At 69.5% G+C, this 12803-nt stretch carries 10 protein-coding genes; 8 read left to right on the forward strand and 2 right to left on the reverse strand.

The genetic code is table 11. The features are described 5' to 3' along the window. Positions 1–353: 353 nt before the first annotated feature. Both ACZ7M3_RS22055 and recD2 read right to left on the reverse strand, forming a co-directional pair. Positions 354–1643, reverse strand: a complete 1290-nt coding sequence (locus ACZ7M3_RS22055) for a citrate synthase (protein WP_054231840.1) — start codon at positions 1641–1643, stop codon at positions 354–356. Between the two features lie 428 nt (positions 1644–2071). Beyond that, the gene (gene recD2 / locus ACZ7M3_RS22060; RefSeq protein ID WP_472065358.1) at positions 2072–4348 is read right to left on the reverse strand and encodes an SF1B family DNA helicase RecD2; all 2277 of its coding nucleotides are present in this window, start codon (positions 4346–4348) and stop codon (positions 2072–2074) included. Positions 4349–4459: 111 nt separating this feature from the next. Between recD2 and ACZ7M3_RS22065 the strand changes: the two genes are divergently transcribed. The 8 genes from ACZ7M3_RS22065 (at position 4460) to ACZ7M3_RS22100 (ending at position 12787) form a co-directional block, all read left to right on the forward strand. After that, positions 4460–4810 carry a hypothetical protein gene (locus ACZ7M3_RS22065; RefSeq protein ID WP_472065360.1) on the forward strand — a complete coding sequence of 117 codons (351 nt, stop codon included), beginning with the start codon at positions 4460–4462 and terminating at the stop codon, positions 4808–4810. 421 nt (positions 4811–5231) lie between these two features. Then, on the forward strand, positions 5232–5963 hold the full coding sequence (locus tag ACZ7M3_RS22070) for an SDR family oxidoreductase (RefSeq protein WP_472065362.1): 732 nt from the start codon (positions 5232–5234) through the stop codon (positions 5961–5963). A gap of 236 nt (positions 5964–6199) precedes the next feature. Further along, a complete protein-coding gene (locus tag ACZ7M3_RS22075; protein ID WP_060901924.1) occupies positions 6200–7234 on the forward strand; it encodes a LacI family DNA-binding transcriptional regulator in 1035 nt (344 codons plus the stop codon). Next, complete coding sequence (locus ACZ7M3_RS22080; RefSeq protein WP_121416076.1) at positions 7231–8775, forward strand: sugar ABC transporter ATP-binding protein; 1545 nt, start codon at positions 7231–7233, stop codon at positions 8773–8775. Before ACZ7M3_RS22075 ends, ACZ7M3_RS22080 begins: the two co-directional genes overlap by 4 nt. Then, on the forward strand, positions 8765–10717 hold the full coding sequence (locus ACZ7M3_RS22085; RefSeq protein WP_095854542.1) for an ABC transporter permease/substrate-binding protein: 1953 nt from the start codon (positions 8765–8767) through the stop codon (positions 10715–10717). Before ACZ7M3_RS22080 ends, ACZ7M3_RS22085 begins: the two co-directional genes overlap by 11 nt. 99 nt (positions 10718–10816) lie before the next feature. After that, the gene (locus tag ACZ7M3_RS22090; RefSeq protein WP_472065365.1) at positions 10817–11809 is read left to right on the forward strand and encodes a ribokinase; all 993 of its coding nucleotides are present in this window, start codon (positions 10817–10819) and stop codon (positions 11807–11809) included. Then, positions 11806–12195, forward strand: a complete 390-nt coding sequence (gene rbsD / locus ACZ7M3_RS22095; RefSeq protein ID WP_472065367.1) for a D-ribose pyranase — start codon at positions 11806–11808, stop codon at positions 12193–12195. Before ACZ7M3_RS22090 ends, rbsD begins: the two co-directional genes overlap by 4 nt. A gap of 205 nt (positions 12196–12400) precedes the next feature. Continuing rightward, positions 12401–12787, forward strand: a complete 387-nt coding sequence (locus ACZ7M3_RS22100; RefSeq protein WP_472065369.1) for a DUF937 domain-containing protein — start codon at positions 12401–12403, stop codon at positions 12785–12787. Positions 12788–12803: the final 16 nt, after the last annotated feature.

Genomic DNA, 12803 nt, shown 5'->3' on the forward strand with positions numbered 1-12803 from the left:
CTGGGGATGTCTTGGGGGACGTTCCCGGAACTGCGTTGCCGGGGCACGTGCAGCGGGGAGCTTTGAGCGGCCCTCCCGTCGGTACGGGTCCCGGCAGACCGCACCCCAGCAGTACATGAGCACCGCAGTAGTACAGAGAGTTTTGCTCGTTTTGCTCACGGCCGGTCCGGTCAGCCCGGCCGGCCGGGAGCAACGCGTCAGCACGCTCGCAGCGATTCAGGCGCTGTCCCACAGACGCCCGGCCGGATCCCGTGGGGGGAATCCGCACCGGGACAAGGAAAGCGCCCTGACTGCCGGCCCGTGGGGGGACCGGTAGCAGGGCGCTTTCCGTTTTTCTTGCGAGCGGCCTGGGCCTAGCGGGCCTCGACCGGGACGAAGTCGCGCTCGACGACGCCCGTGTAGATCTGGCGCGGGCGGCCGATGCGGGAGCCGGGCTCCTTGATCATCTCGTGCCACTGGGCGATCCAGCCCGGGAGGCGGCCGAGGGCGAACAGGACCGTGAACATCTCGGTCGGGAAGCCCATGGCGCGGTAGATCAGACCGGTGTAGAAGTCCACGTTCGGGTAGAGGCTGCGCGAGACGAAGTAGTCGTCGGAGAGCGCGTGCTCCTCCAGCTTGAGCGCGATGTCCAGCAGCTCGTCGGACTTGCCGAGCGCCGAGAGGACATCGTGGGCCGCCGCCTTGATGATCTTCGCCCGGGGGTCGAAGTTCTTGTAGACACGGTGGCCGAAGCCCATCAGACGGACGCCGTCCTCCTTGTTCTTCACCTTGCGGATGAAGGAGTCGACGTCACCGCCGGAGGCCTGGATGCCCTCCAGCATCTCCAGCACGGACTGGTTGGCGCCACCGTGCAGGGGGCCCCACAGCGCGCTGATGCCCGCGGAGATCGACGCGAACATGTTCGCCTGCGACGAGCCCACCAGACGCACGGTGGAGGTCGAACAGTTCTGCTCGTGGTCGGCGTGCAGGATGAGCAGCTTGTCGAGCGCGGCGACGACGACCGGGTCGAGCTCGTAGTCCTGGGCGGGGACCGAGAAGGTCATGCGCAGGAAGTTCTCGACGTACCCGAGGTCGTTGCGCGGGTAGACGAAGGGGTGACCGATCGACTTCTTGTAGGCGTACGCCGCGATCGTCGGAAGCTTGGCGAGAAGGCGGATCGTCGAAAGGTGACGCTGCTTCTCGTCGAACGGGTTGTGGCTGTCCTGGTAGAACGTCGACAGGGCACTGACCACCGACGACAGCATCGCCATCGGGTGAGCGTCGCGCGGGAAGCCCTGGAAGAAGCGCTTGACGTCCTCGTGCAGCAGGGTGTGCTGCGTGATCTCGTTCTTGAAGGTGGAGAGCTCGTCCACGTTCGGCAGCTCACCGTTGATCAGCAGAGAGGCCACCTCAAGGAAGGTGGAGCGCTCGGCCAGCTGCTCGATCGGGTAGCCGCGGTACCGGAGGATGCCCTGCTCACCGTCGAGGTAGGTGATCGCGGATTTATACGCGGCGGTGTTGCCGTACCCGCTGTCCAGCGTCACCAGCCCGGTCTGGGCGCGGAGCTTCCCGATGTCGAAGCCCTTGTCGCCGACGGTGCTGTCGATCACCGGGTAGGTGTACTCGCCATCGCCGTACCGCAGTACTACAGAGTTGTCGCTCACGTCATCCCTCACCGACGTTGTGCCTCTTCTTCGAGGTGCCCTGACTGTCTCTACCATCCCCCATTTGGCCCTGGAGAGTGCACTCGGGGTCGACCATTGGGCCTATTGGCGGCACTCAGTGCCGCCAACCTGCTCATCCTGCCCCCCTTCGCCCCGGTTCCGGAAGTGCTGTGTGACCTTTGCGACTCATTTGATCGATCATTTTTTGTGACGCCTGGGGCGGGGGTGGAGCGACGTGGTCGTTCAGTGGCCGCTCATCGGTGCCGCGCGGGGTCCTTCGCCCCCGCCGCCCCTACCCGTTCCCATCCCCCGGGGCTCCGCCCCGGACCCCGTGGGGCGTCCTTTTCGGCTGCGGGCCGGTGGGGGCTGGTCGCGCGGTTCCCCGCGCCCCTGACCGCCTCGGGGCACCCGGTGTTCACCCGGGGCCGTCACATGGTGAGGCGGTGGTCGAGGGAGGTGTGGCGGCGACCCGCCGACACCGTGCGGACCGCCTGGCCGATCGCCTTGCGGGAGCCGACCAGGACGACGAGCTTCTTGGCCCGGGTGACCGCCGTGTAGAGCAGATTGCGCTGGAGCATCATCCACGCGCCGGTGGTGACCGGAATCACCACCGCGGGGTACTCACTGCCCTGGGAGCGGTGGATCGTCACCGCGTACGCGTGGGCCAGCTCGTCGAGTTCGTCGAAGTCGTAGGGGACCTCCTCGTCCTCGTCCGTCAGCACCGTCAGACGCTGCTCCTCGGAGTCGAGCGAGGTGACCACGCCCACGGTGCCGTTGAAGACGCCGTTCTCCCCTTTTTCGTAGTTGTTGCGGATTTGGGTCACCTTGTCGCCGACCCGGAAGACCCGGCCACCGAAGCGCTTTTCGGGGAGGTCGGGGCGGCCCGGCGTGATCGCCTGCTGCAACAGGCCGTTGAGGGTGCCCGCGCCCGCCGGGCCCCGGTGCATGGGCGCCAGCACCTGGATGTCCCGGCGCGGGTCGAGCCCGAACTTGGCGGGAATCCGCCGTGCCGCCACATCCACGGTGAGCCGCCCCGCCTCCTCGGTCTCGTCCTCGACGAAGAGGAAGAAGTCCTTCATGCCGTCGGTGACGGGGTGCTGCCCGGAGTTGATCCGGTGCGCGTTCGTCACCACTCCGGACTGCTGGGCCTGGCGGAAGACCTGGGTCAGACGGACGGAGGGGATGGGGCTGCGGTCGACGAGCAGGTCGCGCAGAACCTCGCCGGCGCCGACGCTGGGGAGTTGGTCGACGTCCCCGACGAACAGCAGGTGGGCGCCCGGCGGCACCGCCTTGACCAGCTTGTTGGCGAGCAGGAGGTCGAGCATGGAGGCCTCGTCCACGACCACGAGGTCGGCGTCCAGCGGCCGGTCCTTGTCGTACGCCGCGTCCCCGCCCGGCTTGAGCTCCAGCAGCCGGTGCACGGTGGAGGCGTCCGCTCCGGTCAGCTCGGCGAGTCGCTTGGCGGCACGGCCCGTCGGCGCCGCGAGCACCACCTTCGCCCGCCTGGCGCGCGCCAGCTCCACGATCGAGCGGACCGTGAACGACTTGCCGCAGCCGGGACCCCCGGTGAGCACCGCGACCTTCTTGGTGAGCGCCAGCCGGACGGCCTCCTCCTGCCCGGGCGCCAACTCCACGCCCGTACGCCCCTTCAGCCAGGTCAGTGCCTTGTCCCAGGCCACGTCGTGGAAACCGGGCATCCGGTCCTCGGTGGTGCGCAGGAGGCGCAACAGCTGGGCCGACAGGGAGAGTTCGGCGCGGTGGAAGGGGACCAGATAGACGGCCGTGACCGTGTCCGGGCCGCCGTCGGGACCGGGGACCTTCTCGCGTACGACGCCCGGCTCCCGTACGCCACCGGGCTCGTCCTCGTCCTCGGTCGGCTCCGCCAGTTCCGCCAGGCATTCGATGACCAGGCCCGTGTCCACCTGGAGCAGCTTCACCGCGTCGGCGATCAGCTGCTCCTCGGGGAGGAAGCAGTGGCCCTGGTCGGCGGACTGCGACAGGGCGTACTGCAGGCCCGCCTTGACGCGCTCGGGGCTGTCGTGCGGGATGCCGACGGACTGGGCGATCTTGTCCGCGGTGAGGAAGCCGATGCCCCAGACGTCGGCGGCCAGGCGGTAGGGCTGGTTCTTGACGACCGAGATCGACGCGTCGCCGTACTTCTTGTAGATGCGCACCGCGATCGACGTCGACACCTCGACGGTCTGGAGGAAGAGCATGACCTCCTTGATCGCCTTCTGCTCCTCCCAGGCGTCGGCGATCTTCTTGGTGCGCTTGGGGCCGAGGCCGGGGACCTCGATGAGGCGCTTCGGCTCCTCCTCGATGATCTGGAGCGTGTCCAGCCCGAAGTGCTGGGTGATGCGGTCGGCGAAGATCGGGCCGATGCCCTTGACCAGGCCGGAGCCGAGGTAGCGGCGGATGCCCTGGACGGTGGCGGGCAGGACGGTCGTGTAGTTCTCCACCGTGAACTGCTTGCCGTACTGCGGGTGGGAGCCCCACCGGCCCTCCATCCGGAGCGACTCGCCCACCTGGGCGCCGAGGAGCGCGCCCACGACGGTGAGCAGATCGCCGGCGCCGCGGCCGGTGTCCACCCTCGCGACCGTGTACCCGTTCTCCTCGTTGGCGTACGTGATCCGCTCCAGGACACCAGTGACCTCACAAACACCTTCGCGGCTACCCCGCTTGGCGTCCACTCCCCCACCTGGCACGACCCCACCTGCTCATCCTGTATCCGCAGTCTCTGGGAGGCTATCGCCCGCCACCGACAGCGGGGGCTTGATCCTGTTCCGCGAAGGTTCGTCTGTGAGTAGGGTCCGCCCATGCCTGCTGACCAAGAGCTCATCCACGGCCGCACGGTCGTCACCCAAGAGGTCCACTACATGACTTCCGAGCAGATGAAGATCGGCGGTATCACCACACGCGATGTGCTGCAAATGGGCTGGCACATGATCGACCCGTTCCAGACCGACCCGCCTGCCTGCGATGTCAAGGGCTGCAAGTACGTGGATCCTGAGACAGCCTCGTTCCATGAAGGTCCGGCGTGGGCCACACACCGACTGTCCACATCGCGGGGACTGTTCAGGAAGCGCAAGGCCTACTTCTCATGTCCCGACCATCTCGACACAGTAAAAGCCGCGCTCGTCTTCGGACACAGCGGCGACCCCGCCTGAACCCTGACGCGGTCCCTTCACGGCGCGAAAATCCAGTGACGCAGGTCACATTGCGTTGGTGATGTGGGATCCGCTCGAGCACGCCCTCGACAACCGCCAGTTGTACCTGCCGGTTCCCCGCCTGATTGGACATGATCCGACGGTACCTGTGCCGACTGACAGCCGGGGCGCCGTGGCGGACAGCGGCGGCAGTGAGCAGCGGACAGCCGCAGTCAGCGGCGGGCGGACCTGCGCCTCGCCGCCGTTCAGCCGGCCACTGACGCCGGCCAGTGCGCCGCCCGCCTCGCCCTGGACCGACTGGACGAGTCCGGCACCGGTTCTTCCACCGAAGTCAGTACGACACAGCAGCGCCCTAAAGGTACATAAGATTCATAACGGGCAATGATCGACGAGTGTCAACGACTGAAGGGCAGGACGTCTCATGAAGTTCGCAGTCATCGGCGGGACCGGACTGATCGGGTCACAGGTCGTGCGGGACCTGAACGCGGCCGGACACGAGGCGGTGCCGCACTCGCTGTCCACCGGGGTCGACGTCCTCACCGGTCAGGGCGTGGACGCGGCGCTGGCCGGCGCCGACGTGGTCGTCAACCTGACCAACTCCCCCACCTTCGACGACGCCTCCGCCGCGTTCTTCCGGACCTCGATGGACCACCTCCTGGCCGCGGCCCAGCGGGCGGGCGTCGGACACTTCGTCATCCTGTCCATCGTCGGCACCGACCAGGTGCCGGAGCTCGACTACTACCGCGCCAAGACCCTCCAGGAAGACATCCTCAAGGCCGGCCCCGTCCCGTACTCCATCGTCCGGGCCACCCAGTTCATGGAGTTCGTCGACGCCGTCATGTCCTGGACCGCCGACGGCGACACCGTCCGCCTGCCCCGCACCCCCATCCAGCCGATCGCCGCGGCGGACGTCGCGGCGACCGTCGCCGAGGTCGCGGCCGGATCGCCCCTGGGCGGCACCCTCGAGGTCGGCGGACCCGACACCTATCCGCTGGACGAACTGGGTCGGATCACCCTCGACTTCAAGGGCGACGAACGCTCGGTGACCGTCGACGACACCGCCGGCATGTTCGCCGCGGCCCAGGGCGACGTCCTCACCACCAAGACGGGCGCCCGCATCGCCCCCACCCACTACACCGACTGGCTGAAGTAGCCCCACAGGAGCACCTGCGATCCGCAAGGGGCGGGTGCTCCACCCCCTCCCCCACCCCCTGCTCCACCCCCCTGCCCCACCCCGCTCCGCCCCCTCCCCCACCCCCACCTCACCCCGCTCATCCGAGCGCGATTCATCACGATCCAGTCTCGGCATGTGGTTGAGGTCTTGATTAATGCTCGTGTAATCGATTCCAATCCTCCGTGTAATCGATTCCACGAGGAGGTGGAGCGGCGATGGCGAGCATCAAGGACGTTGCCGCCGAGGCCGGCGTATCCGTCGCCACGGTCTCGCGCGTCCTGAACGATCATCCGTCGGTCAGCGAAGACGCACGCACCCGCGTGCTGGCCGCCGTACAGACCCTGGGCTACCGCCCGAACGCCGTCGCCCGCTCTCTGCGCACCGACCAGACCCGCACCCTCGGCCTGGTCATCAGCGACGTACTCAACCCGTACTTCACCGAGCTGGCCCGCTCCGTCGAGGAGGAGGCCCGCGCCCTCGGCTACAGCGTGATCATCGGCAACGCCGACGAACGGCCGGACCTCCAGGACCACCACGTACGGACCCTGCTGGACCGGCGGATCGACGGACTGCTGGTCTCCCCCGCCGACGGCGGCTCCCCCGGGATGCTGGACGCCGCGCGTGCGGGGACGCCGATGGTCTTCGTGGACCGCTGGATCCCGGGCGTGGACGTACCCGTCGTACGGGCGGACGGCCGGACGGCGGTCCGGGATCTCGTGGCGCATCTGCACGGGCTCGGACACCGCCGGCTCGCGATCATCGCGGGGCCCGCGGCGACCACCACCGGCAGCGAGCGCGTCGAGGCCTTCCGGGAGGCCATGGCCGAGCACGGGCTGCCGCTCCCGGACGCCTACATAGGCCAGGGCGACTTCCAGGCCGAGAGCGGACGGCGGGTCACCGAGGGCTTCCTCGACCTGCCCGAGCCGCCCGAGGTCGTCTTCGCCGCCGACAACCTGATGGCGCTCGGCGCGCTGGACGCGGTCCGCGCGCGCGGGCTGCGGGTTCCCGAGGACATCGCGCTCGCGGCGTTCGACGACATCCCGTGGTTCGTGCACACCGATCCGCCGATCACCGCGGTGGCCCAGCCGACCGGCGAGCTGGGGCGGGCCGCCGTACGCGCGCTCGTCGACCGGATCGAGGGGCGACCCCCGCAGTCGGTCACCCTCGCCGCCCGTCTCGTCGTCCGCCGCTCGTGCGGCGAACCGGCCCCCACCCCGCACTCCCCCGTAACGAACAGGAGCAAGTCGTGAGCAACCAGGACGAGTTGCTGCGCATAGAGGGCATCCGAAAGACCTTTCCCGGCGTGGTCGCGCTCGACAGCGTCGACTTCGATCTGCGCCGCGGCGAGGTGCATGTGCTGCTCGGCGAGAACGGTGCCGGCAAGAGCACGCTCATCAAGATGCTCTCGGGCGCCTACCAGCCCGACTCCGGGCGTGTCCTCGTCGACGGCGAGGAGGTGCGCATCCACGGCGCGCAGGACTCCGAGCGCCTCGGGATCGCGACCATCTACCAGGAGTTCAACCTCGTTCCCGATCTGACGGTCGCCGAGAACATCTTCCTGGGGCGGCAGCCGCGCCGCTACGGGCTGATCGACCGGAAGACGATGGAGGCCGAGGCCGCCGAACTGCTGGAGCGGGTGGGTGTCAGCGTCTCCCCGCGCGCGCGGGTGCGTGAACTCGGTATCGCACGTCTCCAGATGGTCGAGATCGCGAAGGCGCTGAGCCTGAACGCTCGCGTGCTGATCATGGACGAGCCGACCGCGGTGCTCACCTCCGAAGAGGTCGAAAAACTCTTCTCCATCGTGCGCCGGCTGCGCGAGGACGGTGTCGGCATCGTCTTCATCACGCACCACCTGGAGGAGATCGCCGCTCTGGGGGACCGGGTCACCGTCATCCGGGACGGCAAGAGTGTCGGGCAGGTCCCGGCCTCCACCACCGAGGACGAGCTCGTACGGCTCATGGTGGGGCGGTCGATCGAGCAGCAGTATCCACGCGTGCGGGCCACTGGTGACGACGGCTCCGGGGCCACCCTGCTGACCGTCGAGGGGCTGACCCGTGACGGGGTCTTCCACGACGTGAGTTTCGAGGTGCGGGCCGGTGAGGTCGTCGGGATCGCGGGGCTCGTGGGGGCCGGGCGCACGGAGGTCGTACGAGCGGTCTTCGGGGCCGATCCCTACGACAAGGGGGCCGTCAAGGTCGCCGGTTCCGCGCTGCGGCGGCACGACGTGAACGCGGCGATGGCGGCCGGGATCGGGCTCATCCCCGAGGACCGCAAGGGCCAGGGGCTGCTCCTGGACGCCTCCGTCGAGGAGAACCTCGGCCTGGTCACCATGCGGGCGGCGACCCACGGCGGGCTCGTCGACCTCAAGGGCCAGCGGGCGGCCGCCGCGCGGATCGCCGAGCAGCTCGGCGTCCGGATGGCCGGTCTCGGCCAGCAGGTGCGCACGCTCTCCGGCGGCAACCAGCAGAAGGTCGTCATCGGCAAGTGGCTGCTGGCCGACACCAAGGTGCTGATCCTCGACGAGCCGACCCGTGGCATCGACGTCGGCGCCAAGGTCGAGATCTACCAGCTCGTCAACGAACTGACGGCCGCCGGCGCGGCCGTCCTGATGATCTCCAGCGATCTGCCCGAGGTGCTCGGCATGAGCGACCGGGTGCTGGTGATGGCCCAGGGCCGGATCGCGGGCGAACTGTCCGCCGACGAGGCGACCCAGGACTCCGTGATGGCACTCGCCGTCAGCACACCGACCACCAACTCTGTTACCGCTGTGGAGGGCTCCCGTGGCCACTGACACGCTCAAGAGCACTACGGGCGCGAGTGGCGCCTCGGCGGTCCGCCGCCTTCTGCTCGACAACGGGGCGCTCACCGCGCTCATCGCCCTCGTCATCGCGATGTCGGCGCTGTCCGGCGACTTCCTGACGACGGACAACCTGCTCAACATCGGCGTCCAGGCGGCCGTGACGGCCATCCTCGCCTTCGGTGTGACCTTCGTGATCGTCTCGGCGGGCATCGACCTGTCGGTCGGCTCGGTCGCCGCGCTGTCCGCCACCGTCCTCGCCTGGATGGCGACATCGGAGGGCGTCCCGGTCTGGATAGCCGTGATCCTCGCGGTCGCGACCGGCATGGCGTGCGGCCTGGTCAACGGCGTCCTGATCTCCTACGGGAAGCTGCCGCCGTTCATCGCGACGCTCGCGATGCTGTCGGTGGGCCGCGGTCTGTCCCTGGTGATCTCACAGGGCTCGCCGATCGCCTTCCCCGAATCGGTCTCGCACCTCGGTGACACCCTCGGCGGCTGGCTGCCGGTCCCCGTCCTGGTGATGGTCGTCATGGGTCTGATCACCGCCCTGATCCTGGGCCGTACCTACATCGGCCGCTCCATGTACGCGATCGGCGGCAACGAGGAGGCCGCGCGCCTCTCGGGTCTGCGGGTGAAGAGGCAGAAACTCGCGATCTACGCCCTGTCGGGTCTCTTCGCGGCCGCCGCGGGCATCGTGCTCGCCTCCCGGCTCTCCTCCGCGCAGCCGCAGGCCGCGCAGGGGTACGAGCTGGACGCGATCGCCGCGGTCGTCATCGGCGGCGCCTCCCTGGCGGGCGGCACCGGCAAGGCGTCCGGCACGCTGATCGGCGCCCTGATCCTCGCGGTGCTCCGCAACGGTCTGAACCTGCTCTCCGTCTCCGCCTTCTGGCAGCAGGTCGTCATCGGGGTCGTGATCGCGCTGGCGGTGCTGCTGGACACGCTGCGGCGCAAGGCCGGGGCGACGCCGGTGGCCGCCGGGACGGGTGCGCCGGGAGGCAGGGGCAAGCAGGCGGCGACGTACATCATCGCGGCCGTGGTCGCGGCGGCGATCGTCGGTGCGATGTCCTTCCTGCACAACGGCTCCTCCTCGTCGGCGACGAAGAAGGTGGGCCTGTCCCTCTCCACCCTGAACAACCCCTTCTTCGTGCAGATCGAGGCGGGTGCGAAGGCGGAGGCGAAGAAGCTCGGCGTGGACCTGACGGTCACGGACGCGCAGAACGACGCCTCCCAGCAGGCCAACCAGTTGCAGAACTTCACCAGCTCGGGCCTCGGCTCGATCATCGTCAACCCGGTGGACTCGGACGCGGCGGGCCCGGCGGTCCGCTCCGCGAACAAGGCCGGCATCCCCGTCGTCGGCGTGGACCGGGGCGTGAACAAGGCCGACACGGCCGCGCTGGTCGCCTCCGACAACATCGCGGGCGGCAAGCTCGGCGCCAAGGCGATGGCCGAGAAGCTGGGCGGCAAGGGCAAGATCGTGATCCTGCAGGGCCTGGCCGGGACGTCCGCGAGCCGTGAGCGCGGCGCGGGCTTCGCCGAGGGTCTGAAGGCCTACCCGGGCATCGAGGTCGTCGCCCGGCAGCCCGCGGACTTCGACCGCACCAAGGGCCTCGACGTGATGACGAACCTGCTTCAGGCGCACCCCGACATCCAGGGCGTCTTCGCCGAGAACGACGAGATGGCGCTCGGCGCGGTCAAGGCGCTCGGCTCCAAGGCCGGCACATCGGTCTCGGTCATCGGCTTCGACGGCGAACCGGACGGCCTGAAGGCGGTCAAGGACGGCACGATGTACGCGTCCGTGGCCCAGCAGCCGAAGGAGCTCGGCCGGATCGCGGTGGAGAACGCGCTGAACGCCGCCGAGGGCAAGAAGGTCGAGAAGACGGTGATGGTGCCGGTGAAGGTGGTCACGAAGGAGAATGTGGCCGGCTTCGGCGGATGACCTGAGCGGGCCGCCCGGACAGCACGACGCGGACGACCTCCGCGCGCCGCCGGGCGGCTCGCCCTGTTGCTTCGACTCACCTTCATAGGGAGAAAGCTCATGTACGACTACGACCTGCTGGTCGTGGGTTCGGCCAACGCCGACCTGGTGATCGGCGTCGAGCGGCGGCCCGCGGCCGGCGAGACGGTGCTCGGCTCCGACCTCGTCGTCCACCCGGGCGGCAAGGGCGCCAACCAGGCGGTCGCCGCCGGCCGCCTCGGAGCCCGTACGGCGCTGCTGGCCCGGGTCGGCGACGACGCGCACGGGCGGCTGCTGCTCGACTCGCAGCGGGCGGCCGGGGTCGACACGGCGGGCGTGCTCGTCGGCGGGGCGCCGACCGGGGTCGCGCTCATCACGGTGGATCCCTCCGGGGACAACAGCATCGTGGTCTCGCCCGGTGCCAACGGCCGCCTCACACCCGAGGACGTGCGGTCCGCCGGAAACCTCCTGACGGCCTCCCACGTGGTCTCGGCGCAGCTGGAGATCCCGTTGGAGACGGTCGTGGAGGTCGTACGGAATCTCGCTCCCGGCAGCCGTTTCGTACTGAACCCGTCGCCGCCGCGCGCGCTGCCCGCCGAGGTGCTCGCGGCCTGCGACCCGCTGATCGTGAACGAGCACGAGGCGCGGGTGATCGTCGGCACGGATCTCGGGGACTCCCCGGAGGACTGGGCGTCCGCCCTGCTCGCCCTCGGCCCGCGCTCGGTGGTGATCACGCTGGGCGCGCGGGGCGCGCTGGTGGCCTCCGCCGAGGGCGCCGCGCGGGTGCCGTCGGTGAAGGTGGAGACGGTGGACACGACGGGCGCGGGGGACGCGTTCACGGCGGCGCTGGCGTGGCGGCTCGGGCTCGACGAGCCGCTCGCCGAGGCGGCCGCGTACGCCGCCCGCGTCGGTGCGGCGGCGGTCACCCGTGCCGGTGCGCAGGAGTCCTTCCCGACGGCCGAGGAGGTCGCGTCGCTGTGCTGTGCCATCCCGGGGGACAACCCCCGGACCCCCGGCCGGACAAGCGGGTCGGAGAGGCCCGCCGGAGAGACCGTGCAAGGTGAGTCCCGATGAAGAAGGCCGGAATACTCAATCGCCACCTGGCGGGCGCGCTGGCCGAGCTGGGCCACGGGGACGGGGTGCTCGTCTGCGATGCCGGGATGCCCATCCCCGCCGGTCCGCGCGTCGTGGACCTGGCCTTCCGGGCCGGGGTGCCGTCCTTCGCCGAGGTGCTCGAGGGGCTGCTGGGGGAACTCGTGGTGGAGGGCGCCACGGCCGCGCACGAGGTCCGCGGGGCGAACCCGGAGGCGACGGCCCTGCTGGACGCCCGTTTTCCCACCCTGTCGACGGTCTCCCACGAGGAACTGAAGTCACTGTCGGCGGGCACGAAGCTGATCGTCCGCACGGGAGAGGCACGGCCGTACGCGAATGTGCTGCTGCGGTGCGGGGTGTTCTTCTAGCCCGGTGCTCGACAGGATCGGCCCGGTGCCCGACATGCTTCGAGGGGCCCGGTCCGTCGACCAGGCCCCTCGGATTTCCCCTCCGACATCAGAACCCCCGCGATCCCCCCAGATCCCCCTCCAGAAGTCCTGATGCCAAGTACGACACGCGCGGTGGGGGAAGGGTTGCACGGCCTTCCGAGATTCTTTCGGGATGCTTTCCGGCATGAGTGAATCCGCTTCCTCCTTCGAGGACGACGTGCTCGGTGAACTGGGCGACGACAAGCTCCAAGAGATCGCGGGGCTGCTGGGGACCGACACGGCGGGCGCCCAGGAGGTGGTCGGGGCCACGGTCTCGGCACTCGCCGGCCCCGTACAGGAGGAGGCCGCGGCGGCGCCCGAGGAGGAGGCCCCGCTCCAGGGCGTGTCCACCCTGGGCGGGTTCGCCACCGGCGGTCTGATGGCCGGGGTGCTGGCCAAGGTGAGCAAGCCGGTCGCGAACGCCGTCGCCAAGAAGACAGGCATCCCGGCGGCTACGGTCACCCGTGTCATCGAGATGCTCGTCCCGGTCGTACTGGCGGTCCTCAGCAAGCGGGCGGCACGCAAGAAGTGACCAAGAGGTGACAGCG

It is taken from the genome of Streptomyces sp. NPDC111656 (assembly GCF_055656965.1).

Bases quoted from the DNA above. Each gene is read 5' to 3' on its own strand.
- ACZ7M3_RS22065 (WP_472065360.1), top strand. From the start codon at position 4,460: ATGCCTGCTGACCAAGAGCTCATCCACGGCCGCACGGTCGTCACCCAA.
- ACZ7M3_RS22070 (WP_472065362.1), top strand. From the start codon at position 5,232: ATGAAGTTCGCAGTCATCGGCGGGACCGGACTGATCGGGTCACAGGTC.
- ACZ7M3_RS22075 (WP_060901924.1), top strand. From the start codon at position 6,200: ATGGCGAGCATCAAGGACGTTGCCGCCGAGGCCGGCGTATCCGTCGCC.
- ACZ7M3_RS22090 (WP_472065365.1), top strand. From the start codon at position 10,817: ATGTACGACTACGACCTGCTGGTCGTGGGTTCGGCCAACGCCGACCTG.
- rbsD (WP_472065367.1), top strand. From the start codon at position 11,806: ATGAAGAAGGCCGGAATACTCAATCGCCACCTGGCGGGCGCGCTGGCC.
- ACZ7M3_RS22100 (WP_472065369.1), top strand. From the start codon at position 12,401: ATGAGTGAATCCGCTTCCTCCTTCGAGGACGACGTGCTCGGTGAACTG.